The 22,977-nt window shown below is 62.2% G+C and carries 21 protein-coding genes; 15 read left to right on the top strand and 6 right to left on the bottom strand.

Annotation, left to right across the window (positions count from 1 at the left end):
- Positions 1–50 precede the first annotated feature (50 nt).
- The 3 genes from AMK00_RS18235 to AMK00_RS18245 all read left to right on the top strand — a co-directional run bounded on the left by AMK00_RS18235 (position 51) and on the right by AMK00_RS18245 (position 4,064).
- Positions 51–1,106 (top strand): alpha/beta fold hydrolase, encoded by a 1,056-nt coding sequence (locus tag AMK00_RS18235; RefSeq protein WP_064804880.1) that lies wholly within the window; start codon positions 51–53, stop codon positions 1,104–1,106.
- 124 nt (positions 1,107–1,230) lie between these two features.
- Positions 1,231–2,967 carry a gamma-glutamyltransferase gene (ggt, locus tag AMK00_RS18240; protein ID WP_064811309.1) on the top strand — a complete coding sequence of 579 codons (1,737 nt, stop codon included), beginning with the start codon at positions 1,231–1,233 and terminating at the stop codon, positions 2,965–2,967.
- A 122-nt stretch (positions 2,968–3,089) separates the two neighbouring features.
- Positions 3,090–4,064: a threonine ammonia-lyase gene (locus tag AMK00_RS18245; RefSeq protein WP_064811310.1), complete on the top strand. Its 975-nt coding sequence runs from the start codon at positions 3,090–3,092 to the stop codon at positions 4,062–4,064.
- Positions 4,065–4,119: 55 nt separating this feature from the next.
- Here the strand turns inward: AMK00_RS18245 and AMK00_RS18250 are convergent, their stop codons facing one another.
- Positions 4,120–5,016 (bottom strand): LysR substrate-binding domain-containing protein, encoded by an 897-nt coding sequence (locus tag AMK00_RS18250; RefSeq protein ID WP_064811311.1) that lies wholly within the window; start codon positions 5,014–5,016, stop codon positions 4,120–4,122.
- Positions 5,017–5,133: 117 nt separating this feature from the next.
- On the opposite strand from AMK00_RS18250, the gene AMK00_RS18255 reads away from it, so the two are divergent.
- The gene (locus AMK00_RS18255; RefSeq protein ID WP_064811312.1) at positions 5,134–5,553 is read left to right on the top strand and encodes a tautomerase family protein; all 420 of its coding nucleotides are present in this window, start codon (positions 5,134–5,136) and stop codon (positions 5,551–5,553) included.
- Positions 5,550–6,104: a DUF4865 family protein gene (locus tag AMK00_RS18260; RefSeq protein ID WP_064811313.1), complete on the top strand. Its 555-nt coding sequence runs from the start codon at positions 5,550–5,552 to the stop codon at positions 6,102–6,104. Before AMK00_RS18255 ends, AMK00_RS18260 begins: the two co-directional genes overlap by 4 nt.
- A 1-nt stretch (position 6,105) precedes the next feature.
- Here AMK00_RS18260 and AMK00_RS18265 read toward each other — a convergent pair whose 3' ends face one another.
- The 3 genes from AMK00_RS18265 to AMK00_RS18275 form a co-directional block, all read right to left on the bottom strand.
- Positions 6,106–6,738 carry a LysE family translocator gene (locus AMK00_RS18265; protein ID WP_064811314.1) on the bottom strand — a complete coding sequence of 211 codons (633 nt, stop codon included), beginning with the start codon at positions 6,736–6,738 and terminating at the stop codon, positions 6,106–6,108.
- Between the two features lie 127 nt (positions 6,739–6,865).
- Entirely contained in the window at positions 6,866–8,305 is a 1,440-nt protein-coding gene (pyk, locus tag AMK00_RS18270; protein WP_064804893.1) for a pyruvate kinase, read from the bottom strand.
- Positions 8,305–8,790, bottom strand: coding sequence for a DUF1036 domain-containing protein (locus tag AMK00_RS18275; protein ID WP_011426762.1), 486 nt, complete (start codon positions 8,788–8,790; stop codon positions 8,305–8,307). The genes pyk and AMK00_RS18275 overlap by 1 nt, the downstream gene beginning before the upstream one ends.
- Before the next feature lie 200 nt (positions 8,791–8,990).
- Between AMK00_RS18275 and AMK00_RS18280 the strand changes: the two genes are divergently transcribed.
- The 3 genes from AMK00_RS18280 to AMK00_RS18290 all read left to right on the top strand — a co-directional run bounded on the left by AMK00_RS18280 (position 8,991) and on the right by AMK00_RS18290 (position 10,466).
- Positions 8,991–9,779, top strand: coding sequence for an N-formylglutamate amidohydrolase (locus AMK00_RS18280; RefSeq protein ID WP_064811315.1), 789 nt, complete (start codon positions 8,991–8,993; stop codon positions 9,777–9,779).
- A gap of 26 nt (positions 9,780–9,805) precedes the next feature.
- Positions 9,806–10,111, top strand: coding sequence for a DUF1244 domain-containing protein (locus tag AMK00_RS18285; protein ID WP_064811316.1), 306 nt, complete (start codon positions 9,806–9,808; stop codon positions 10,109–10,111).
- 91 nt (positions 10,112–10,202) lie between these two features.
- On the top strand, positions 10,203–10,466 hold the full coding sequence (locus AMK00_RS18290; protein ID WP_008533181.1) for a DUF2312 domain-containing protein: 264 nt from the start codon (positions 10,203–10,205) through the stop codon (positions 10,464–10,466).
- A 171-nt stretch (positions 10,467–10,637) separates the two neighbouring features.
- On the opposite strand, the gene AMK00_RS18295 is transcribed toward AMK00_RS18290, so the two are convergent.
- On the bottom strand, positions 10,638–12,494 hold the full coding sequence (locus AMK00_RS18295; RefSeq protein ID WP_064811317.1) for a DUF882 domain-containing protein: 1,857 nt from the start codon (positions 12,492–12,494) through the stop codon (positions 10,638–10,640).
- Between the two features lie 178 nt (positions 12,495–12,672).
- A complete protein-coding gene (locus tag AMK00_RS18300) occupies positions 12,673–14,214 on the bottom strand; it encodes a sigma-54-dependent transcriptional regulator (RefSeq protein ID WP_064804901.1) in 1,542 nt (513 codons plus the stop codon).
- Positions 14,215–14,421: 207 nt separating this feature from the next.
- On the opposite strand from AMK00_RS18300, the gene AMK00_RS18305 reads away from it, so the two are divergent.
- The 7 genes from AMK00_RS18305 to AMK00_RS18330 all read left to right on the top strand — a co-directional run bounded on the left by AMK00_RS18305 (position 14,422) and on the right by AMK00_RS18330 (position 22,961).
- Positions 14,422–16,278 (top strand): M3 family oligoendopeptidase, encoded by a 1,857-nt coding sequence (locus AMK00_RS18305; RefSeq protein ID WP_064811318.1) that lies wholly within the window; start codon positions 14,422–14,424, stop codon positions 16,276–16,278.
- A 215-nt stretch (positions 16,279–16,493) separates the two neighbouring features.
- Positions 16,494–17,681 (top strand): aminodeoxychorismate synthase component I, encoded by a 1,188-nt coding sequence (locus AMK00_RS18310; RefSeq protein WP_064811758.1) that lies wholly within the window; start codon positions 16,494–16,496, stop codon positions 17,679–17,681.
- On the top strand, positions 17,678–18,307 hold the full coding sequence (locus tag AMK00_RS18315) for an aminotransferase class IV family protein (protein WP_064811759.1): 630 nt from the start codon (positions 17,678–17,680) through the stop codon (positions 18,305–18,307). Before AMK00_RS18310 ends, AMK00_RS18315 begins: the two co-directional genes overlap by 4 nt.
- Positions 18,308–18,309: 2 nt before the next feature.
- Positions 18,310–18,594 carry a YciI family protein gene (locus AMK00_RS18320; protein ID WP_064811319.1) on the top strand — a complete coding sequence of 95 codons (285 nt, stop codon included), beginning with the start codon at positions 18,310–18,312 and terminating at the stop codon, positions 18,592–18,594.
- 190 nt (positions 18,595–18,784) lie between these two features.
- The gene (locus tag AMK00_RS18325) at positions 18,785–20,236 is read left to right on the top strand and encodes a homospermidine synthase (RefSeq protein WP_064804907.1); all 1,452 of its coding nucleotides are present in this window, start codon (positions 18,785–18,787) and stop codon (positions 20,234–20,236) included.
- Positions 20,237–20,410: 174 nt separating this feature from the next.
- A complete protein-coding gene (locus tag AMK00_RS30975) occupies positions 20,411–20,785 on the top strand; it encodes a hypothetical protein (protein ID WP_082240334.1) in 375 nt (124 codons plus the stop codon).
- A gap of 202 nt (positions 20,786–20,987) precedes the next feature.
- A complete protein-coding gene (locus AMK00_RS18330) occupies positions 20,988–22,961 on the top strand; it encodes a bifunctional metallophosphatase/5'-nucleotidase (RefSeq protein ID WP_064811320.1) in 1,974 nt (657 codons plus the stop codon).
- Positions 22,962–22,977 lie beyond the last annotated feature (16 nt).

Genomic DNA, 22,977 nt, shown 5'->3' on the forward strand with positions numbered 1-22,977 from the left:
TTTGACACGACCATCCCCCGCAAAATCCATCGATCGTCGCCGCTAAGATCATGCTTGCCGAAGTTTCCGCTCTTCTCGCCCCGCTCGCCGCCGCTATGGGCTACTCCTCTTACAAGGCCCGGCAATTCGAACAGACCTATCCGAATATCGGCGAATTGACGGATGTCGGCGGCTATCGCATGAACGCCGTCCATGTCGAGCGTCCCCAAAATGCGGATCTGCCGGCCCTCGTCTTCATCCACGGCGCCAGCGGCAATCTGCTCGATCAGCTCGTCGCCTTTCGCGCCCCGCTCGATGGCCGGGCGGAAATGCTGTTCGTCGATCGTCCCGGTCACGGTTATTCCGAACGCGGCGGCCCTGAGAACGCCGTCCCCTCCGGCCAGGCCGACGCAATCGCCCGACTGATGGAAAAGCGCAGCATCGAGAAGGCGATCATCGTCGGCCATTCCTTCGGCGGTGCGATCACCGCCGCCTTCGGACTGCGCCATCCGGATAAGACCGCCGGTCTGCTCTTCCTCGCACCCGCCACCCATCCGTGGCCCGGCGGCATCGACTGGTATTATCATGTGGCAACCGTGCCGGTCATCGGTTGGCTCTTCAACCACGCCATCGTCGTTCCGCTTGGACTGAGCCGGCTGGAGCGCGGCACGCTGAATGTCTTCCGTCCCAATCCACGCCCTGCCGACTACATCGAAAAAACCGGCCCATCGCTGGTGCTGCGGCCACGCACCTTCCACAACAATGCCGCCGATTTCAAAAGACTGCTCGCCTATGTGAAGGAGCAGTCGCCGCTCTATTCGCAGATCACCGCGCCGACCGTCATCATCACAGGCGACCGCGACGAGATCGTCTGGGAACACCTGCATTCGCGCGGCCTCGCCCGCGATATAGCAGGCTCCGAACTCGTGACTGTCGGCGGCGTGGGCCATAAGCCGGATTATCTCGCCACCGACGTCGCTATCGCCGCCATGGAAAAGATCGCCGGCGAGCCGCGCGACCTCCAGGCGGCCGCCCGCCGCGCCGAAGAGCGGCTCGCCGCCTCTCTCCGCGATCAGGCGATCCAAATCCAGCCGTCGCTCATGCCCGGCGCTCTCCACGGCGGTTGATCTCTGCGGCGGTGTCCCTGTTGGACATTCGGCCGGCTTCCTCGCACAAAGCCTGTTCCCCGCATTGCCGCGGGCCGCAGCAGCCCCATATGTCTTTCCGTTGTTGTCCATAGGAGGGGAAATCATGGGCCGCCTGCATATCGGGACGATCTCCATCATATCGGCATTGTCGCTGAGCCTGACTGCGACTTTCGCGGCATCGCCCGCGCCAGTCGAAGCCGAACACGGGATGGTCGTCACCGCCCAGCATCTGGCGACCGATGTCGGCGTCGAGGTGCTGAAGAGCGGCGGCAACGCCGTCGATGCGGCGGTCGCCGTCGGTTATGCACTGGCGGTCGTCTATCCCTCGGCCGGCAATCTCGGCGGCGGCGGCTTCATGACCATCCGGCTGAAAGACGGCACCAAGACCTTCCTCGATTTCCGCGAGCGCGCGCCGATCGCCGCGACGAAGACCATGTATCTCGATGCAAAGGGCGATATCGTGCCGCGGGCCAGCCTTGACGGCTATCTCGCCGTCGGCGTCCCCGGCTCCGTCATGGGTTTCGAGACGGCGCGCGAGAAATACGGCACCCGGTCACGCCAGGACCTGATCGGGCCTGCGCTGCGTTTCGCCAAGGAGGGCTTCACGCTGGAACAGGGTGACGCGGCGATCCTTGCCGGCAGCGCCAAGCGCCTTGCCAAGGACGAGACGGCGGCGAAGATTTTCCTGAAACCGGACGGCAAGCCCTATGGCTCTGGCGAAAAGCTTGCGCAGCCGGATCTCGCTGCGGTCCTTGCGGCCATCTCGGAAAAAGGACCCGACGCCTTCTATAAGGCCGCGCCCGCCGAAGCGATCGTAAACGCGAGCCAGGCCAAGGGCGGCATCCTCGCCAAGGAGGATTTCGAGCAATACACCGTCCGCGAGCTGAAGCCGATCGAGTGCAACTACCGCGGCTACGACATCATCTCCTCGCCACCACCCTCCTCCGGCGGCGTCATCATCTGCGAGATCCTCAACGTCCTCGAAGGTTATCCGCTCTCCTATCTCGGCTACGCCTCGGCTGAAACCGTGCATGTGATGGTCGAGGCGATGCGCTACGCCTATGTCGACCGCAACGCCGCGCTCGGCGATCCCGATTTCGTCGAGAACCCGGTCGAGAAAATGCTCGACAAGAGCTACGCCAAGGAGATCGCAGCAAAGATCGATCCCTACAAGGCCGGGACTTCGGCCAACCTGAAACCGCTCGGCGGCAAGGAAAGCAACGAGACGACCCATTATTCGATCATCGACGACGAGGGCAATGCGGTTGCCGTCACTTATACGCTGAACGGCTCCTTCGGCGCGGCGGTCGTGGCACCCGGCACCGGCGTTCTGCTCAACAACGAGATGGACGATTTCACTTCCAAACCGGGTGTGCCGAACCTTTATGGCCTCGTTCAGGGCGAAGCCAATGCCATCGCTCCGAAGAAGACGCCGCTCTCCTCGATGAGCCCGACGATCGTCACCCGCGATGGCAAGCCCTTCATGGTGATCGGCAGCCCCGGCGGCTCGCGCATCATCACCATCACGCTGGAGGCGATTTTGAATGTCGTCGACTTCGGCATGGATATCAGCCAGGCCGTCAACGCGCCGCGGTTTCATCACCAATGGCAGCCAGACAAGGTCTATCTCGAGCCCTATGCGCTTTCGCCGGATACGGAAAAGATGCTTGCGGCGATGGGCTATAGCTTCGACGGCGGCAACGATGCGCCGCTCTGGGGTCAGGCCGCCGGCATCCTCGTCGGCGGCAAAAGCCTTGCCACCATCGAAAAGGGCGGCGGCGCTCGTTACAACGGCGCTATGGACGCCCGCGCGACGGAAGGCTCGGCGGGCGGCTATTGACGGTCGGCGAGCCGCCGGGCATAGGCGCAATGGTCATTCATGTCACGGTGACAAAGTCACCGTTCACAAACCGTTTGCCCCGTCCTATGCAGGAGCGACGCCGCAAGCAGGACGATTCTCGAATGGTCAGCATTGAAATGATTGTTGCCGCCCGCGCTCGACTGCGCGGTCGCGCGCGCCGAACGCCGCTTCTCTCCTCCCCCTTCCTGAACGAGATCGCCGGCCGGCGCCTGTTCGTGAAGGCGGAATGCCTGCAGCATTCGGGTTCCTTCAAGTTTCGCGGCGGCTGGTCTGCCGTCTCCGGCCTCGACTCGGCCGTACGCACGCGCGGCGTCATCGCCTTCTCCTCGGGCAATCATGCGCAGGGCGTCGCCCTTGCCGCCAAGCTGCACGGCGTGCCCGCCGTCATCATCATGCCGAGCGATGCGCCGAAGCTGAAGATCGCCAACACCCGCGCCTTCGGCGCCGAAGTCGTGCTCTACGACCGCGCCAATGAGGATCGCGACGAAATCGGCGCCCGGCTCTCCGCCGAGCGCGGCCTGACGCTGATCAAGCCTTTCGACGAACCGCTTGTCATTGCCGGCCAAGGCACGACTGGCCTCGAAATCTCCGAACAGGCGGAAGAAGAAGGCGTAACGGAAGCCGAGGTGCTCGTTCCCTGCGGCGGCGGCGGACTGACGTCCGGCATCGCGCTCGCCCTCGAAGCCAGCGCCCCCGGCTTTCGCGTCCGTCCCTGCGAGCCCAGGGACTTCGACGATACCACCCGCTCGCTCGCCTCCGGCAGGATCGAGCGCAACGCCTCGATGTCGGGTTCGATCTGCGATGCGATCATCACGCCGCAGCCTGGCAACATCACCTTTCCGATCTTGAAGCGCCTCGCCGGCGCCGGCATCGTCGTCACCGACGACGAGGCGCTGCGCGCCATGGCGCTCGCCTTCGTCAGGCTGAAGATCGTCGTCGAGCCGGGCGGCGCCGTGGCGCTGGCTGCCGCTCTTTTCCATGGCGAGGCGCTGGAAAGCGATAGCGTCGTCGCCGTCACCTCCGGCGGCAATGTCGATACCGACATCTTCGCCATGGCGTTGGAACGCTTCGGCTGAGTATCAGAGCGGCTTCATGGTGATCGGGCCCTGCGCTCGCGGGATAATCGAGATATCAGTCTGCCGTCCCGTGCAGCACGCCATGCACGGACTGTAGAACCAGCGCGCCAAGCCGCGCCGCAGCCGGTTGCAGCTCGGCTTCGGCTCTGTGCAGCACCAGACCGAGCTTCGGCAGCTCAGGCAGGCCGATTGCCTCTGGTGCGAGCGCCCGGACCTTCGCCGGCAGGCCGAGCGGTGTGCGGATAGTCAAGCCGAGGCCGGCCGCCGTCGCTGCCCAGAGGCCGCCGAGACTGGGGCTGACGAAGGCGAGCCGCCAGGAGATTCCCGCCGCGTCGAGCGCCTTGGTCGCCGCACTGCGCAACAGGCATGGCGCCTCCAGCGAGGCAAGCGGCATCGGCTCGCCGCTTGCCACATGCCAGCCGGGCTGTCCCTCGGCAGGCCCGATCCAGCACATCGGCACCTCGCCGATGCGCTCGCAATGCGCCGAAAGCGTCCCGTCGCTCCAGGCAAGCGCCAGATCGAGCTTGCCTGAGGTGACCCGCTCGAGCAGTTCGGTATTGCGCACCACCCGCGCCTCGATGCGGACCTTCGGGTGGGCGCGCGCGAAACGGCCGAGCACCTCAGGCAACAAGGTCTCGCCGAAATCCTCCTGCAGACCGAGCCGCACCCAGCCTTCCAGCTCGACGCTGTGCACGGCCGCCGCCGCCTCGTCATTGAGATCCAGCAACCGTCTGGCATAACCGAGCATCGTTTCGCCGGCGTCGGTAAGCGCCAGCCCGCGGCCAGCCTTGCGGAAGATTGCCGTGCCCGCCTGTTCCTCCAGTTTCTTCAGCTGCGCGCTGACCGCTGACGTCGAACGCCCGAGCTTTTCCGCCGCCTTGGCGAAATTGCCGAGCTCCATGCCGGTCGAAAAGGTCCGAAGCACATCGAGATCGAAGATCGTCCGCCGCATCGTAACATTCCGTTTTTTGGGACAGTTGATCCATAAAATTCTGATTTTCAGCATCATCGTGTGCTGCGATGATGCTGCTGTCAAGGCCGCCGGACGGCCCGAACCATGGAGATCCCAATGCCCTTCGTCCGCATCTCTCTTCGCAAAGGCAAGTCGCAAGAATATCTCGCAGCGCTTGCCGACAACGTCCAGCGCGCACTGGTCGAGACCTTCGATGTGCCCGAGAACGACCGCTTCCAGGCCATCCATCAGCATGACGAGAATGAGCTGATCTTCGACCGCAGCTATCTCGCCGGCCCGCGCTCGGACGATTTCGTCTATATCTCGATCACCATAGGCCGGCCGCGAACGGCGGAGATGAAGGCAGCGCTGTATCGGCGGCTTGCCGAGCTGCTGGCCCAATCGCCAGGCCTGCGGTCAGAAGACGTAATGGTCGTCGTCAGCACCAGCGCGTCTGAGGACTGGTCCTTCGGCGCCGGCATCGCCCAGATGACGGATCCGGACTGGCGACTGCGTGCAGTGGAGAAACGCTCATGATGGCCATGCAATACGGCTTCACCCTGCCAGCCGATTACGACATGTCGATCATCGAGCGCCGCATCTGCGAAAAAGGACCGCTACTCGACGGCTTTCCCAATCTCGGCTTCAAGGCCTATCTCAGCGCCCGCAAGAACGAGATCGGCAGCCGCGACAATCTTTACGCGCCTTTCTATCTCTGGCAGAGACCGGAGGGAGCAAGCGACTTCCTCTGCGGCCCGGGCTTCGAGGCAGTCACCGGCGCCTTCGGCTGGCCTGAGGTGAGTACCTGGATTGTGTGGCAGGCGGAAGTCTCGCCCGACATTGCGGCGTCCCGGTTTGCCACGCGCGATATCCTTCGGACGCAAGCCTATGCGTCGCTTGCCGATCTCCGCCGGGCCGAAAGCGCTGAAACCGAAGCCGATCTGGCGAGAGGCGCACTTGCCTCCATCTCCGGCTTCGAACCGACGACATGGACGCGCGTCCGCTTCAGGCTATGGCGGGAGATTTCCGAGATTGGCAGGCATACGCAGGCCTATCGAGTCGGCCATCTATCCCTGCCTCGGCCTTGAATCAGGCCGTTGCCCGGCGGTAGAAGGCAAGCGACCCGGCAAGGGCGAGCAGCGCGCCGCCGCAGGCCCGTTCCAGCCACAAGGCGCCTGACGTTTTCAGGAAACGGACCGCCTGCGAGCCGAAGAAAGCGTAGCCGAACATGATGATGAAATCGAGCGCAGCGAAGACGAGGGCGAGCAGCAGATACTGCGCCGTCTGCGTCTGGGCGGGATCGATGAACTGCGGCAGAAAGGCGGAGAAGAAGAGATAGCCCTTCGGGTTCGTCGCCGCGACCATGAAACTCTTCAGCCCGATCGAAAAGGTCGATCGCATGGCCGCCTCATCGGATTTCAGTGCCGCCTCGATCGTGCCCTTCCAACGCAAGAGCACGATGCCGAGAAAGGCGAGATAGGCAGCACCCGCCCATTTCAGCATCGAGAACCAGAATTCCGATGCCGCAAGCAGCGCACCGAGTCCGACAGCCACAGCGCCGATCAGAACGAAATCCGAAAGAACCGCGCCGACCATGCCGGCGATCGCGCGGCGCAGCCCATGCCGAGAACCATTTGTCAACGCCAGCAGCACTGTCGGCCCCGGCGTCGCGATACCGACGAAGGAAACGGCCGCAAAGGCCAAAAGAGTGACGACATCCATGGTGATCCCTCCAAACCCGGGATCAAGACTTGCATGCGCCGCATCCCTTGGCAATGCCTCGTCACATGAACGAAAAAAGCCCCGCTGCCTTTTTCAGGCAGCGGGCCTTATCACGGATGCGATCGGATCAGATGCCGCTCTGGCCGTCCGAACCGATATAGGCAATGCGGAGCATGTTGGTGGCGCCGGGCGTGCCGAGCGGCACGCCGGCCGAGATGATGATGCGATCGCCCGGCTTGCCGAACCCTTCGTCGGCAACGATGCGGCAGGCGCGGTTAACCATGTCGTCGAGATCGGTCGCATCATGGGTGACGACGCAATGCAAGCCCCAGACGATGGCAAGCCGGCGCGCCGTCTTGATGATCGGCGACAATGCCAGGATCGGCACCTGCGGGCGCTCGCGCGAAGCGCGAAGCCCCGTCGTGCCGGACGAGGTGTAGCAGACGATCGCCGACAGCTTCAGCGTCTCGGCGATCTGGCGGGCGGCAAGCGAGATCGCATCGGCGCCGGTTGCTTCCGGCTGGGCGCGCTGGGCATAGATAATGCCGGGATAATGCGGCTCGCGCTCGATGGCCGTGGCAATCGAGGCCATGGTCGAGACGGCTTCGACCGGATAATCGCCCGAGGCCGATTCGGCCGAGAGCATGACGGCATCCGCGCCTTCGAAGACGGCGGTCGCGACGTCCGAGACTTCGGCGCGCGTCGGCACCGGCGCCGAAATCATCGATTCCAGCATCTGCGTGGCCACGACCACCGGCTTGCCCGAACGGCGGCAGGCACGGATCAGCTGCTTCTGAATGCCGGGAACCGATTCGAGCGGCATTTCGACGCCGAGATCGCCGCGGGCGACCATCAAAGCATCGGAAAGCTCGATGATCTCTTCAATGCGCTCGAGAGCCTGCGGTTTTTCGATCTTCGACATCAGGCCGACGCGGCCGCGGGCGATCTTGCGCACTTCGGCAAGGTCGTCCGGACGCTGGACGAAGGACAGCGCCACCCAGTCGACATCGTCAGTCGCGAGCACGGCGTCCAGATCGGACCGGTCCTTGTCGGTCAGCGCACCAACGCCAAGCAGCGTGTCGGGAAGACTGACACCCTTGCGATCGGAAATGCGTGTGCCGGAGATCACCGTCGTGACGATGCTCTTGCCGTCGCATTTTTCTGCGCGCAGGGCGAGCTTGCCGTCGTCGATCAACAGGCGGTGGCCGGGCTGCACCGATTCCAGGATCTCGGGATGCGGCAGATAGACGCGGTTCTGGTCGCCGAGCGCTTCATTGTTGTCGAGCGTGAAGGTCTGGCCGGGTTTCAGGTCGACCTTGCTGTCGGTAAACTTGCCGACGCGCAGCTTCGGTCCCTGCAGATCGGCGAGAATGCCAATCGGCCGGCCTGAGCGCGCCTCGACCGAGCGGATGCGCTGGATGAGCGTTCGCATCAGGTCGTGGCTCGCATGGCTCATATTGATGCGGAAGACGTCGGCACCGGCTTGGTGCAGCTTCTCGATCATCGATTCCTCGGCGGAGGCGGGCCCGAGGGTGGCGAGGATTTTAATTTTGCGATTACGCTTCATCAATTCTGACTTTCTTGCGTCCCGGGGGTGTCGGAGAGTTGAACCATCCAGCTGCCTTGGCGGCCCGTGTCATATTCCTTGAATCCCATCTTCTGGTAACCCCGGGCATAACAATCCTGCACACCCGAGATCTTGAATTCGTTTTCCGCCACGCACATCTGCACGTCCCCCGTCCACCGTCCTCCCCGGGCGGCGTCCTCTGCGTAGAGGTAATAATAGCGCGACTGCAATTCTCCCTCGATCAGCGTGGCGCAGGTCGTTGCCGGCACCTGCCACCAGCCCTCCGTGATCCAGCCGTCCTTGGCCCTGTATCCGATTGCCACCCCAACCAGATTTTGCGTTCCGTTGCAGACGCGAAAATCGGCGCGTGCGGCATCTGCGATGAAGAACGGCATGGCGGCTGCAAGAGCAAACAGGGCGAGTCGGACCAGCGGTCCGGACCGCGTGAGGAAACTTGGCGCGGCTTGAATCAACACGGCTCCCAAATAGCTCCACGGTTATTCATGTCCGTGTCTTCTTGCGCCGCCCTCATCCGAAAGTCAACGCAATGCTAATCGATTATATTCCCTTTCATAACTGCCCGCGGAGGCTCATATCCGCTCTCTTCGCCTGTCGCGCTTGAACCGGTCGCGGGCTCATGCAATCACTGGGCGCGACTGCGCAACGGCCAACGGCAAATTCCTTCATGGACGACTTTCAATCCTTCGAAATCCTACCTGGAAAACATGACAAAGGCATGGTGATCCTCGCCGATCACGCGATGAACCGCCTTCCCGCCCGGTATGAAAGGCTCGGCCTGCCCGAGTCTGCCTTTGCCCGCCACATCGCCTACGATATCGGCATCGAGGGCCTGACGCGACAGCTTTCGGCGAGGCTCGGCATACCGGCAGTGCTCGGCGGTTTCTCGCGCCTGCTGATCGACCCGAACCGCGGGGAGGATGACCCGACGCTGATCATGAAGATATCGGACGGCGCCGTCATATCAGGCAATCACCCGATCACGCCGCAGGAATGGAATTACCGGATCGAAGCCTTTCATCGCCCCTACCACGAAGCCGTCGCAGGTACGATCGACACGGTGGCAAATAGCACCGGCAAGGCACCGCTGGTGCTGTCGCTGCATTCTTTCACGCCGGCGTGGAAGAGCATTCCCCGACCCTGGCACGCCGCCGTTCTTTGGGACAGCGACCGGCGCGCCGTCGGCCCGCTGATCGACAAGCTGCGCGCCGATCCCGATCTCGTCGTCGGCGACAACGAACCCTATGACGGCGCTCTGAAGGGCGATACCATGTACCGCCATTGTATGGTGACAGGCATCCCGCATGCCCTGCTCGAAGTGCGTCAGGATTTGATCGCGGATGAAACCGGCATATCGGCATGGGCGGAGCGCCTGGCGCCGATTTTTACAGCGATGAATGCCGATCCGGGCCTGCACGAATACGACGTCCATCCGTCGCGCACCGGCCCCTACTGACGCCCACGGAATGAAAGGAGAGCGAGATGACCGCGCTCAGCAAGGAACAACAGACCGAATTCGAAGCCGCCGTCTTCCGTCGTCTGGTCGCGCATCTTCGTAACCGCAGTGACGTCCAGAACATCGATCTGATGAACCTGGCCGGCTTCTGCCGCAACTGCCTGTCGAACTGGTACCGCGAGGCCGCCGAGGCGGAGGGCGTTCCGGTCAGCCGGGACGAATCGCGCGAGATGATCTACGGCATGCCCTACGAGGACTGGAAGAACCTCCACCAGAAGGAGGCCTCACCTGTGCAAAAGGCGGCATTTGAGCTGAACAAGCCACACAAATAGTCCGCTTGGCCTTTAACAGGCTTGACCGTGACGCCGCTTCGCGGCAGTCACGTGCATCCCGAATTGATCACCGAAAAATCAGGAGAACACGATGTCTGATGCTCATGGCGTCGCCCGCGATCAGCTTCGCGCTTTCATCGAGCGCATTGAACGGCTGGAAGAAGAAAAGAAGACCATCGCCGACGACATCAAGGACGTCTATGGCGAGGCCAAGGGAATGGGCTTCGATACCAAGATCCTGAAGAAGGTCGTGGCGCTGCGCAAGAAGGACGAGCAGGAGCGCATGGAGGAGGAAGCAATCCTCGACACCTATCTGCACGCACTCGGCATGATCGAGGCGCCGCCGGAAGGCTGATTCGGCAACATCGCTGCTTTCGAAAAGCCGTCGGATCTTCCGGCGGCTTTTCTTTTACACCGGATCCTGCTGGCCGTCCAACTGTCCAACCGCTTGTCCAACCGCTCAAACAGTCAGAAGAAAAACTGCCGGATCACTCCGGCGGTTTTCGGTCTGACGAGATCGGCAGGCTCAGTTCGTGTTGAACTTGCGCACTTCCATGAAGTTAACGGCCGTGCCGCTGAAGCGGGCCGGATCAACCGAGGCGGTCTTGACGTTGAAGCCCTCGGCATAGACAGCGGTCGGTTGGGCGCGCATCGTCTGGCTGACGAAGCGCGGCGCCTTGACCTGCTTGGACGCCATTTCGAGACGGGCATTGGTCAGCGCCCACTGCGAGATCATCTTCTGCGTCAGCTTCGGCTCGGTACGCACTGTCGTGCGGCTGGCATCGGCTGCTGCGGCTTCCTTCTGCGTCGGGCGCCCGCCCTTGACCGGAAGGGGCTGCGGCGCGGGGCTCTCGGCAGCCGGGGCGTCGAAAGCGTCACCGAAGCTCGCCGATTTCGTCGCCGACGCCAAGGCAGCGAGCTGCAATGACGGCTTTTCGGCGGCCGCCTTTTGCGGCATCGCGGCGGCGATTGCCTGCTCTACGCTCATTTGAGGCTCATGCGAGGCGACTTGGCTTTCCGTATCCTTGTTCTGCTGTTCGAGCGCGTCGGCGATGGCAGGAGACAGGCCGCCATCCTGATCGGCCTCGTCTGCCTCCGCTTCCGGATCGGCATCCGCCGCCGCAAGCAGATTTTCGGCAACGGCAGGGCGCTCGACCGGAGTGGGAACCGGCATTCCGTTCTGCATATTCGGATCGACCGACGCGACCTCGGCGTCACCCGGCGCGCGGCGCTGGCCGAGAAGCGAGGGAATGGGAATGCTGTAGGCGCTGAGATCGGCGAATTGCTGCGGCTGGGCCTGATCGGCCGGAAGCGCCTCGGCAAGGGCCTGCTGCGCGGCGTTACCCGAAGACGGCGCCACCAGTGCGCTGGCCATTTCGCTGCCGGCCGGCTGGTTGCTGAAGGCCGGGCGAACCTGCGGCACCGGCGCGTTCAGGGCTGCGACCTCGGCCTGCTGTGGTTCGGCCGGAGCAGGTTCGGCCGGAGCAGGCTCGGCCTTCGGCGGCGTTGCCTTGGCGACGGCGACCGGGGCCGAATCGTCGGTATCGTCTTCCTGCTCGTCCGCGCCGCCGCCGAAGAGCGCCGCAAACAGCGTCTTGTGCTTCGGCGCCGATTCGGAAGCGCTGGCGATCTCGATCTGCGTGCCACTGACGCGGCGCTTGTAGTCGGCCATCGCCTGCTGATAGCCCGGCAGCGGCTTACCGTCGGCGGGGATATGGATGGTATTGCCGTTCGGGAAAAGTCGGACGAGCTCGTCGCGGCTCATGCGCGGCCAGGCGCGAACGCCGCCGACATCCATGTGCACGAAGGGCGAACCTGATTTCGGATAGAAGCCGACGCCGCCGATCTGCATCTTCATGCCGATGGCCCTGAGCGTCGCAAGCTTGACGTCGGGAATGAAGAAGTCCATCGCCTTGCCGAGCATGTGCTGGCTCTTTTCGGCGACGCCGGAATTGCGCGAGCGCCCGCGCAGCATCTCGTTGGTCGCCGGCGAGCGGAAGCCGCAGACGACATTGATGTAGTCCCGTGAACCGCTCTGGCGATAGACTTCCCAGATCAGGTCGAACAGGCGCGGATCCATCTTCGTCGGCTGGTTCTTGCGCCAGTCACGGAGGAAGCGGTTCAGCTGCTCCAGACCCTTGGGGTCGAACTTGCCGTTACGCTTATAGGTGATGACGGCCTTTTCGCCGGTATGAATGAAATAGAGCTTGAGGCTGCGGGTTTCGCCCGCGGCCTCGGAAGGCGTACTAACGAATACCGGCGAGGAAACCGCAAGCGCAAGAAGGGCGGCCGCCGCCGTCCTCACTGCCTTTCCGCAGATGTCGGCGCACAAAGAACGCCAGCTCAAGCGCGAAGGCTTGGAAATCCCATTCAGATTCGGCAACTCGATCCCCGTCAGACAGACAATGTCCCGTACTGTCTCAGATGACTGTCAAATGCGGTCACACGATGGCAAAAATGCCACACATGATCAACCTTTTCTTTACATAGTGAACGAGCCACTAACAAGTGGTTTATGATCAGTAACAAATCGTGGTTGCCTGAGTCTTAATAAATAGGGCTTAAGCCGCATCTTTCTGGGGATTATCGGGGTCTATGCCGTAATCTTTGAGTTTGCGATAAAGTGTGGATCGGCCGATGCCAAGCTTGCGCGCCACTTGACTCATCTGTCCGCGATAGAATTTGAGCGCGAATCGGATGAGCTCCTCCTCGACATCGGCAAGCTTGCGCACGTCGCCTGAGGGGTTGACGCTGGCGATTGCATTATCGGAGGCCTCGGACAGGCGGTGATGGTGAACCTCCGGCGGCGTGCGGTATTCTTCGCTATATGCCTCGTCCGGGTCGAGGCCGGTATTGTCGGCCACGAGCGCCAGATGATCCACCACTTCATATTCCGGAAGCTGGGCGGCGATCTGCGGGAAATCCGCCTCCGTCAGCTCCGGCCCTTCGGCGAGAACGACCGCACGGAAGATCGCGTTTTCGAGCTGGCGGATGTTGCCCGGCCAGTCATAGGCGGTCAGCAGCGCCAGCGTGCCTGAATTCACGGTCATGCGGCGGCCGTTCTTCTGTTCGCTGGAGAAGCGGTCGGTAAAGACGCGCACCAGATGCGGGATGTCTTCCTTGCGCTTGCGCAGCGCCGGAATGGTAATCGGGAAGACGTTGAGGCGATAATAGAGATCCTCGCGGAAATGGCCGTTCTTGACCTCTTCGATCAGATCCTTGTTGGTCGCCGAGATCAGCCGGACATTGACCTTATGCGCGGTGCGCGCGCCGACCGTCTCGATCTCGCCCTGCTGCACGGCGCGCAGCAGCTTCACCTGCACTTCGAGCGGCAGGTCGCCGATCTCATCGAGGAAGATGGTGCCGCCGTCGGCTTCCATGAATTTGCCAATGTGACGCTCGGTCGCGCCAGTGAAGGCGCCCTTCTCATGGCCGAAGAGAATGCTTTCGACGAGGTTATGCGGGATCGCCCCGCAATTGACGGTGACGAACGGCTTGTTGGAGCGGTCGCCGCCGGACTGGATGGCGCGCGCCACCAGTTCCTTGCCGACGCCGGATTCGCCTTCGAGCACGACAGGGATGTTGGATTGCGCCGCCCGCTGGGCGAGGTCGATGACACGGATCATCGCCGGGCTGGCCGAAACGATGTCGTCGAAACCGACGGAGCCCGAGCGCGACCGGCGTCCGGCCCGCGCCTTCACCTCGCGCTGGTCGAGCTTCATGGCGTTCGAGATCGAGGTAGCGATGCGTTCGGGCGAAACCGGCTTGACGACGAAATCGAAGGCGCCGGCGCGCATCGCCTGCACGACGGTCTCGATGCCGCCTTGACCCGTCTGCACGATGACGGGGATCTGCGTGCCGAATTCGTGCAGTGCATCGAGGAATTCGAGGCCGGTCATCTCCGGCATCATCAGGTCGAGCACGATAACGTTGAAAAGGGTGCTGTCGCGCTTGACCATTTCCAGGCCGATCCGGCCGTTTTCCGCCTGGTGCACGACATGGCCGTGACGCTCGATTGCGTTCTTGAGCAGACGGCGCTGCACCGGGTCGTCCTCGACCACGAGGATTTGCCCTGCTCCTTTGAGCTCATTGTAACCGGTCATTGTCGCTCCACTTCATGCGAAACCATGAAGCGCACTCTGGCAGAAAGGCTTGAACATCCAGTTTTGAGAAATAATTGCATTTTAACGATTACGATGGGCCGATTTCGTGCCGAAGCGAGGCCTTTTATGCGCCGAAAGCCCCTTGATGCGGGGCCTTCTCGCGCTTATTCAAACAGACCTGAGATAAAGTGGAGAGGAATTGCGCCCATGAAAATCGAGCCCCCGCACGCCGGCTTTTTTTTCTCGCCAGCAGCGCCAGCCGGGGCGGCGGCCGATCCGGCGCTCGGCGACCTGCCGGTCTGGAAGCTGCAGGATCTTTATCCCTCCGCCACGTCGACCGCCTTCGTCGCCGACATGGAAAAGGCAGGCAAGGCCGCGATCGCTTTCGAAGAAAAGTGGAAGGGCAAACTCGCCGAAGCGGCAGCGAAGACCGGCACCGAAGGCATCGGCGCGGCGCTGAAGGAATATGAGGCGCTTGACGATATCATGGGCCGCCTCGGCTCCTTTGCCGGCCTCACTTATTTCTCCGACACCACCAATCCGGCAAACGGCAAGCTCTACGGCGACGTCCAGGCAAAGATCACCGAATTCTCCGGCCATCTCCTGTTCTTCGCGCTCGAGCTGAACCGGATCGACGACGCCGTCATCGACGCTTGCATGGCCAAGGATCCCGATGCCGGCCATTATCGCCCCTGGCTGATCGACCTCAGGAAAGATAAGCCCTATCAGCTCGATGACAGGCTGGAGCAGCTCTTCCTCGAGAAGTCGATGACATCGGCCTCCGCCTTCAATCGCCTCTTCGACGAAACCATGGCGGAACTTCGCTATGAGATCGATGGCGAGAAAGTGCCGCTCGAGGTGGCGCTGAACATGCTGCAGGAGAAGGATCCCGACGTGCGCCGCAAGGCGGCCATGGCGCTTGCCGAAACCTTCAGGGCGAATATCCGCATCTTCACGCTGATCACCAATACGCTTGCCAAGGACAAGGATATCTCCGACCGCTGGCGCGGCTTCGAGGATATCGCCGACTCCAGGCATCTGGCAAACCGTGTCGAGCGAGAGGTTGTCGACGCCTTGGCCGCCGCCGTCCGGGAAGCCTATCCGCGCCTTTCGCACCGCTATTATAAAATGAAGGCGAAATGGCTGGGCATGGAGCAGATGAATTTCTGGGACCGCAACGCGCCCCTTCCGGAAACGTCGAGCGCCGTGATCTCCTGGTCGGACGCGAAGGACACGGTGCTCTCGGCTTACGGCAATTTCGCCCCCGAGATGGCCGATATCGCCAGCCGCTTCTTCGACGAGCAATGGATCGATGCCCCGGTTCGCCCAGGCAAGGCGCCCGGCGCCTTCGCTCATCCGACGGTTCCCTCGGCTCACCCCTACGTGCTCGTCAATTATATGGGCAAGCCGCGCGATGTCATGACGCTTGCCCACGAACTCGGCCACGGCGTCCATCAGGTTCTCGCCGGCGCGCAGGGCGCGCTGATGTGCCAGACGCCGCTGACACTTGCCGAAACCGCATCAGTCTTCGGCGAGATGCTGACCTTCCGCGCGCTCCTGGAAAAGACCACCGACAGACGCGAGCGCAAGGCGATGCTTGCCCAGAAGGTCGAGGACATGATCAACACGGTCGTGCGCCAGATCGCCTTCTACGAATTCGAGCGCAAGCTGCACACCGCCCGCAAGGCTGGCGAACTCACCGCCGACGACATCGGCGAGCTCTGGCTCTCCGTCCAGTCGGAAAGCCTCGGGCCGGCGATCAATATCTCAGAAGGCTACGAGACCTATTGGGCCTATATCCCCCACTTCATCCATTCGCCCTTCTATGTCTACGCCTATGCCTTCGGCGATTGCCTGGTCAATTCGCTCTATGCCGTCTACCAGAAAGCCGGGAAGGGCTTTCAGGAGAAGTATTTCGAACTGCTGAAGGCCGGCGGCACCAAGCATCACTCCGAACTCTTGAAGCCTTTCGGCCTCGACGCCACCAATCCGTCGTTCTGGAGCCAGGGCCTGTCGATGATCGAGGGCCTGATCGATGAGCTGGAAGCGTTAGATAAAGCGTGAATTCTCGTCGCCAGGAGCGGAGAGGCGGCAACGAGTCCCTTCTCCCCACAGGGGAGAAGGTGCCGGCAGGCGGATGAGGGGACGACATAGCAGAACCCGTCCTTCGCATATGCTCAGGACGTCGCTTCGCTCCTCCCCCTCATCTGCCTTTCGGGCATCTTCTCCCCCGTGGGGAGAAGAGAAAATACCTCGCCCTCCCAATCGCATCTTGAGTGATGAGGAGCAGAACAAACCGAAAGCGTTGCGTGGCCGATCAACCCTATATCCTCTTCCGCGACGACGCGACCGGCCAGGTGATGCTTTTCGCCGAGCCGGCTGAGATCATCATTGCCCGGACGCGCAGCGAATTCTTCGCCGGCCTCGCCCGTATGGAAGAGGCCAGGGCCGACGGAAAATGGCTTGCCGGTTACATGGCCTACGAGGCCGGATATCTCTTCGAGGAAAAACTCGCGTCCTTTGCCGCAGAAGGTCGGGAAACGCCGCTCCTCTGTTTCGGCGTCTTCGACGCACCGCAGCCGGACACGCATCCACTTGCCCAGCCGAAACAGCGTCTCGAAAACGAGGAATTCCTCACCGCCCCGAAGGCGGCCTGGGATTTCCCTATATATAAAGAGCGTTTCGACCGCCTTTGCCAGCACCTGCGGCTCGGCGACGCCTATCAGGCGAACCTCACCATGCCGATCGAAGCCCGCTGGAGCGGCGATCCCCGTGCCGCCTTCTGGTCGCTGATCGAACGCCAGCCGGTGAAATACGGCGCACTGGTCGATCTCGGCGGTCCGGTCATCCTGTCGCGTTCACCCGAACTCTTCTTCCGCACAGATGAACAGGGCTGGATCGAAACCCATCCGATGAAAGGCACGGCAAAGCGCGGCGCTACTGCCGCCGAGGATGCCGAAATCATCGCGGCCATGCGGGCTGATATCAAGACGCAGGCGGAAAACCGCATGATCGTCGATCTCCTGCGCAACGATATCTCCCGCATCACCGAGGTCGGCACGCTCGATGTCCCGAAGCTCTTCGACGTCGAGACCTATCCGACCGTCCACCAGATGGTGAGCCATGTGCAGGCCAGACTTCGATCCGGCCTATCGATCCGCGACATATTTGCCGCCCTCTTCCCCTGCGGGTCGATCACCGGCGCCCCGAAGATACGGGCGATGGAAATTCTGCACGCCCTCGAGGATGACCCACGCGACGCCTATTGTGGGGCGATCGGCATGATCTCGCCGACCGGCGCCATGCGTTTTTCCGTCGCCATCCGCACCGTCACGCTTTTCGGCGGTGGCAGGGCGGTCTTCAATGTCGGCGGCGGCATCGTCTTCGATTCCACCGCCGAAGCCGAATATGAGGAATGCCTGCTCAAGGCCCGCTTTGCCGTGGGCGACCAATGGATCGCGCGATGACCGATTTCTCGCTGATCGAGACGTTGCGCTGGCAGCCCGGCGAAGGCTTCATCCGTCTGCGCCTGCATCTGGCCCGGCTTTCCCGCTCCGCCCGTCGCCTCGGTTTTCCGCAGCCGGTCGAGGCGGCTGCCAAGCTCGAGGACGGCGTTGCACGCTCTACCGGTCCGCTGCGCATCCGACTGATCTTCGACGCGCAGGGCCGCATCGAGGTAACGAGCGCGGCTTTCGTGCCGCTGGCGCCGGAGACTGTCTGGACGGTCCGCATCGCCGAGACCCGCCTCGTTTCCACCGACAGGCTGCTGCGCCACAAGACCACGCGCCGCGCCGTCTACGAGACGGCGCGCGCCGAATATGGGCCCGACGAGGCCGATGAAGTCATCCTGTTGAACGAGCGCGGCGAGGTCTGCGAGGGCACCATCACCTCCGTCTTCCTGGATGACGGGACCGGTATGCTGCGCACTCCGCCGATCTCCTGCGGCCTGCTTGCTGGCGTGCTGCGCACCGAGCTCATTTGCGCGCGCAAGGCTCGCGTCGGCCATGTGACACTTGCCGATCTCGATGCCGGCACGCTTTATGTCGGCAACTCGCTGCGCGGACTGATCCGCGCCAATCTCCTCAGGAATTGATCATGTTCATTCTCTCCCTCACCTATCGCAAATCCAATGACGAAGCCGACAGGCACATGGAGCCGCATATGGCCTGGGTGAAGGAGGGCTATGCCAAGGGCTGGTTCCTCGCCTCCGGCCGCAAGGTGCCGCGCACCGGCGGCGCGATCCTCGCCATCGGCGACCGCGCCGAAATCGAGGCCTATGTCGCCGCCGATCCCTTCACCGTCCACGGCGTCGCCGAATACGACATCACCGAGCTTGCGGTGACGACGACGGTCGAAGGGCTGGAAATCCTGAAACGCTGATTTTGGCAGAGGCGGGGCGGATGATCCGTCGCCTGCCGGCCTCACCCGCCCGATATTTGACCTTTCCCGGTCAACACTCTTTATTGTGACGCCGTTTTGTGGTTAGAGCCGGTCACCTCGCAATTTCTGCGGCAATTTCAAAAGAATTCTTCAGGCTGATCGCCTTCGTCCCCTTCCACAGGAGAAAAGAATGACGGACAAGAACCACCCGGTATATGCCGAAATTACCGGTCCGATCGTAATGATCGGCTTTGGCTCCATCGGCCGCGGCACCCTGCCGCTGATCGAGCGCCACTTCAAATTCGACAAAAGCCGGATGGTCGTCATCGACCCGCGTGAAGAACCCTCCGACATGGAGATCCTGAAGAAACACGGCGTTCGCCACATTCAGGAATATGTCACCAAGGACAATTACAAGGAGCTGCTGAAGCCCCTGCTGACGAAAGGCGAAGGCCAGGGTTTCTGCGTCAACCTCTCGGTCGACACCTCCTCGCTCGACATCATCAAGCTCTGCCGCAAGCTCGACGTTCTCTATATCGATACGGTCGTCGAGCCCTGGCTCGGCTTCTATTTCGACAAGGGCATGAGCAATGCCGACCGCACCAACTATGCGCTGCGCGAGACAGTGCGCAAGGAAAAGGCGAAAAACCCCGGCGGCGCCACCGCCGTCTCCACCTGCGGCGCCAACCCGGGCATGGTCTCCTGGTTCGTGAAGCAGGCGCTCGTCAACCTCGCCCATGATACCGGCGTTAAATTCGACGAACCGGACCAGCACGATCGCGAAGGCTGGGCCAAGCTGATGAAGAAGGTCGGCGTCAAGGGCGTCCACATCGCCGAGCGCGACACCCAGCGCACCAAGCATCCGAAGCCGCTCAACGTCTTCTGGAACACCTGGTCCGTCGAAGGCTTCATCTCCGAAGGCATGCAGCCGGCCGAACTCGGCTGGGGCACGCACGAGCAGTGGATGCCGAAGAACGCCAAGAAGCACAAGAAGGGCAACAAGGCGGCGATCTACCTGGAGCAGCCGGGCGCCAACACCCGCGTGCGCACCTGGTGCCCGACCCCCGGCCCGCAATACGGCTTCCTCGTCACCCACAACGAGTCGATCTCGATCGCCGATTATTTCACGGTTCGCGACAAGGAGGGCGAAGTCACCTTCCGTCCGACCTGCCACTATGCCTACCATCCGGCCAACGACGCTGTGCTCTCGCTGCATGAGATGTTCGGCAACGGCGGCACCCCGCAGCCGGTCCACCACGTACTTGACGAGGACGAGCTCGAGGACGGCATCGATGAACTCGGCGTCCTGCTCTACGGTCATGAGAAGAATGCCTACTGGTATGGTTCGCGCCTGTCGCTGGAAGAAACCCGCCGCATCGCGCCCTACCAGAACGCCACCGGCTTGCAGGTGACCTCCGCCGTTCTCGCCGGTATGGTCTGGGCGCTGGAAAATCCGAAGGCCGGCATCGTCGAGGCCGACGAGATCGATTACAAGCGCTGCCTCGAAGTGCAGATGCCCTATCTCGGCCCGGTCGAAGGCCACTACACCGACTGGACGCCGCTCGACGGACGTCCTGGCCTCTTCCCCGAGGATATCGACACCAAGGATCCCTGGCAGTTCAGGAACGTCCTCGTTCGCTGAAAATCGTCCTCACAGGATTTTGACAATGCCCGCCGCAAGGCGGGCATTTTTGTAACGCTGGCTGTATAAATGCCGCCCCCCGCTGCTCCAAGCCTTGCCATCATGGCGGACGCACGCCATGTTTTGCGCGAACTTGGCGGGTGACCGCCACGCCGATTCGCCGGGAGAAGCCTTATGAAAATCAGAACTGGTCTCGTTCTTGTCGGTGCAGCGGCCACTCTTGCCGCCTGCGTTTCATCAGGACCGCAACAGCGACCGATCGCAGTCGCGCCGCCTGCAACAAATTCTGTTGAAGGCGAATGGACGGATGCCAACGGCTTGACCTCCGCCTTCACGAATGGACAATTCGTAACCCGCACCAGCGACGGAACGAACACGCAGATGGCGTCGGGAACATATACAACCACCCCCGACGGAATCATTCAGATAAATCTTTACTCGAATGTTAAGCGGACGACTTCCCTTGTTAATTGCGCCTTGAGCGGCACGAGTCAGCTGAATTGTACGACTGCAACGAATTCGCAGTTCACGCTTACGCGTCGTTTGTAATGCTTCAATATGGCCCTGCGAAAGCTCCCACTCGGGAGCTTTTTTGTTTTGCGGCCTCTTGGAAAGCGCCGCTGCAAACCCAGCTTCCCTCTTGCGGCCATGCGTCGTTTGTTGAAACATCGGCACGCGGGAAACCGCCTGACACCACTATAGGGATCGGCGAGGATCAGGGGGATCTCTCGCCTCAATCAGGAGAACAGGGATGACGAAGTCTTTCAGCTTCGGTCTTTTGACCGCGTCCATGCTGGCGCTGAGCGCGGGCGCCGCCTTTGCCGATTACGAACTCAATATTCTTCACATCAACGATTTCCATTCACGCATCGAGTCAATCAACAAATTCGATTCCACCTGCTCGGCCGAGGAGGAAGGCAAGAAGGAATGCTTCGGCGGCGCCGCCCGCCTGAAGACCGCGATCGACCAGCGCCGCCAGGCGCTATCGGGCAAGAATCTCCTTCTCCTGAATGCCGGCGACAATTTCCAGGGCTCGCTGTTCTACACCACCTATAAGGGCGCGGCTGAAGCAGAATTTTTGAACCTGATGAAGTTCGACGCCATGACCGTCGGCAACCATGAATTCGACGACAGCGAGGACGGGCTTGCGACTTTCCTCGACAAGGTGCAATTCCCCGTCGTGACGGCGAACGTCAAGGCGAGCGCCGTCTCCAAGCTCGGCGACCGCATCAAGCCTTCGCTGGTGCTCGATGTCGGAGGCCAGAAGATCGGCATCGTCGGCGCCGTCACCAACGATACGCCAGAGCTCTCCTCCCCCGGCCCGAATGTCACGATCGAAGATGACGTTCAGACGATCACATCAGCCGTCCAGGACCTGAAGGGCCAGGGCGTCAACAAGATCATTGCGCTGACCCATGTCGGCTATCCCCGTGATCTCGCTTTCATCGCCAAGATTCCGGATGTCGACGTCGTCGTCGGCGGCCACTCCCATAGTCTGCTCTCCAATACCGACCCGAAGGCTGAAGGCCCGTATCCGACGATGGTCGACAACCCCGGCGGCTATAAGGTGCCGGTCGTCCAGGCCGCCTCTTACAGCAAGTACCTCGGCGACATCGTCGTCAATTTCGACGATAATGGCGTCGTCAAGGATGCCAAGGGCGACCCGATCCTGATCGACTCGTCCTTTACACCCGATCCGGCCGTCGTCGCTCGCGTCGCCGAACTGGCAAAACCGATCGAGGAACTGCGGAAAAAGGTGATCGGCTCCTCCGAAAGTCCTATCGAGGGCGACCGCAAGGTCTGCCGTGTCAAGGAGTGCTCGATGGGCAATCTGGTGGCCGACGCCATGCTTGACCGCACGAGGAACCAGGGTGTCACCATCGCCATTCAGAACGGCGGCGGCCTGCGCGCGTCTATCGACGGCGGCGATGTCACCCAGGGCGAAGTCATCACCGTGCTGCCTTTCCAGAACACCCTCGCCACTTTCGAAGCCACAGGCGCGGACGTCGTCAAGGCGCTCGAAAACGGCGTCAGCCAGATCGATCAGGGCGCCGGCCGCTTCCCGCAGGTCGCCGGCCTGAAGTTCTCGTTCGACCAGTCGAAGCCTGTCGGCAGCCGCATCAGCGATGTTCAGGTGAAGGAGGGCGACAATTTCGCGCCGATCGATCCGGCCAAGACCTACAAGATCGCCACCAACAACTTCATGCGATCAGGCGGCGATGGCTATTCGATCTTCAAGGAAGGCAAGAATGCTTACGATTACGGCCCGGATCTTGCCGACGTGACCGCCGACTACGTCGCCGCGCATTCGCCTTATAAGCCCTATACCGATGGCCGCGTCACCGAAATCGGCGCGACCGTGGCACAGGCGCCCGCTGCCGAACCGGCGGCTCCCGCGCCGGCGGCACCTGCACCGGCCACTGAGCCCGCTCCTGCCCCGGCGGCCCCGGCTGCACCCGCACCAGCCACCGAGCCTGCCCCGGCCGCGCCAGCCCCGGCAACACCGGCAGCTCCCGCGCCCGCGACGGAACCGGCTCCGGCGGCCTCCGCACCCGCCGCAACAACACCTTCCACTCACGTCATCGCGGCCGGCGACACTTTCTGGGATCTGGCTGTGACCTTCTATGGTGACGGCACGCTGTGGCGGAAGCTTTCGGAGGCCAACGGCAAGCCGAACCCGCGCCACCTAACGGTTGGCAAGGAGATCCAGGTTCCTGCAAAGTAAGACGATTTGTCTCGAC

The organism is Rhizobium sp. N621 (assembly GCF_001664325.1).
Classification (GTDB): domain Bacteria; phylum Pseudomonadota; class Alphaproteobacteria; order Rhizobiales; family Rhizobiaceae; genus Rhizobium; species Rhizobium esperanzae.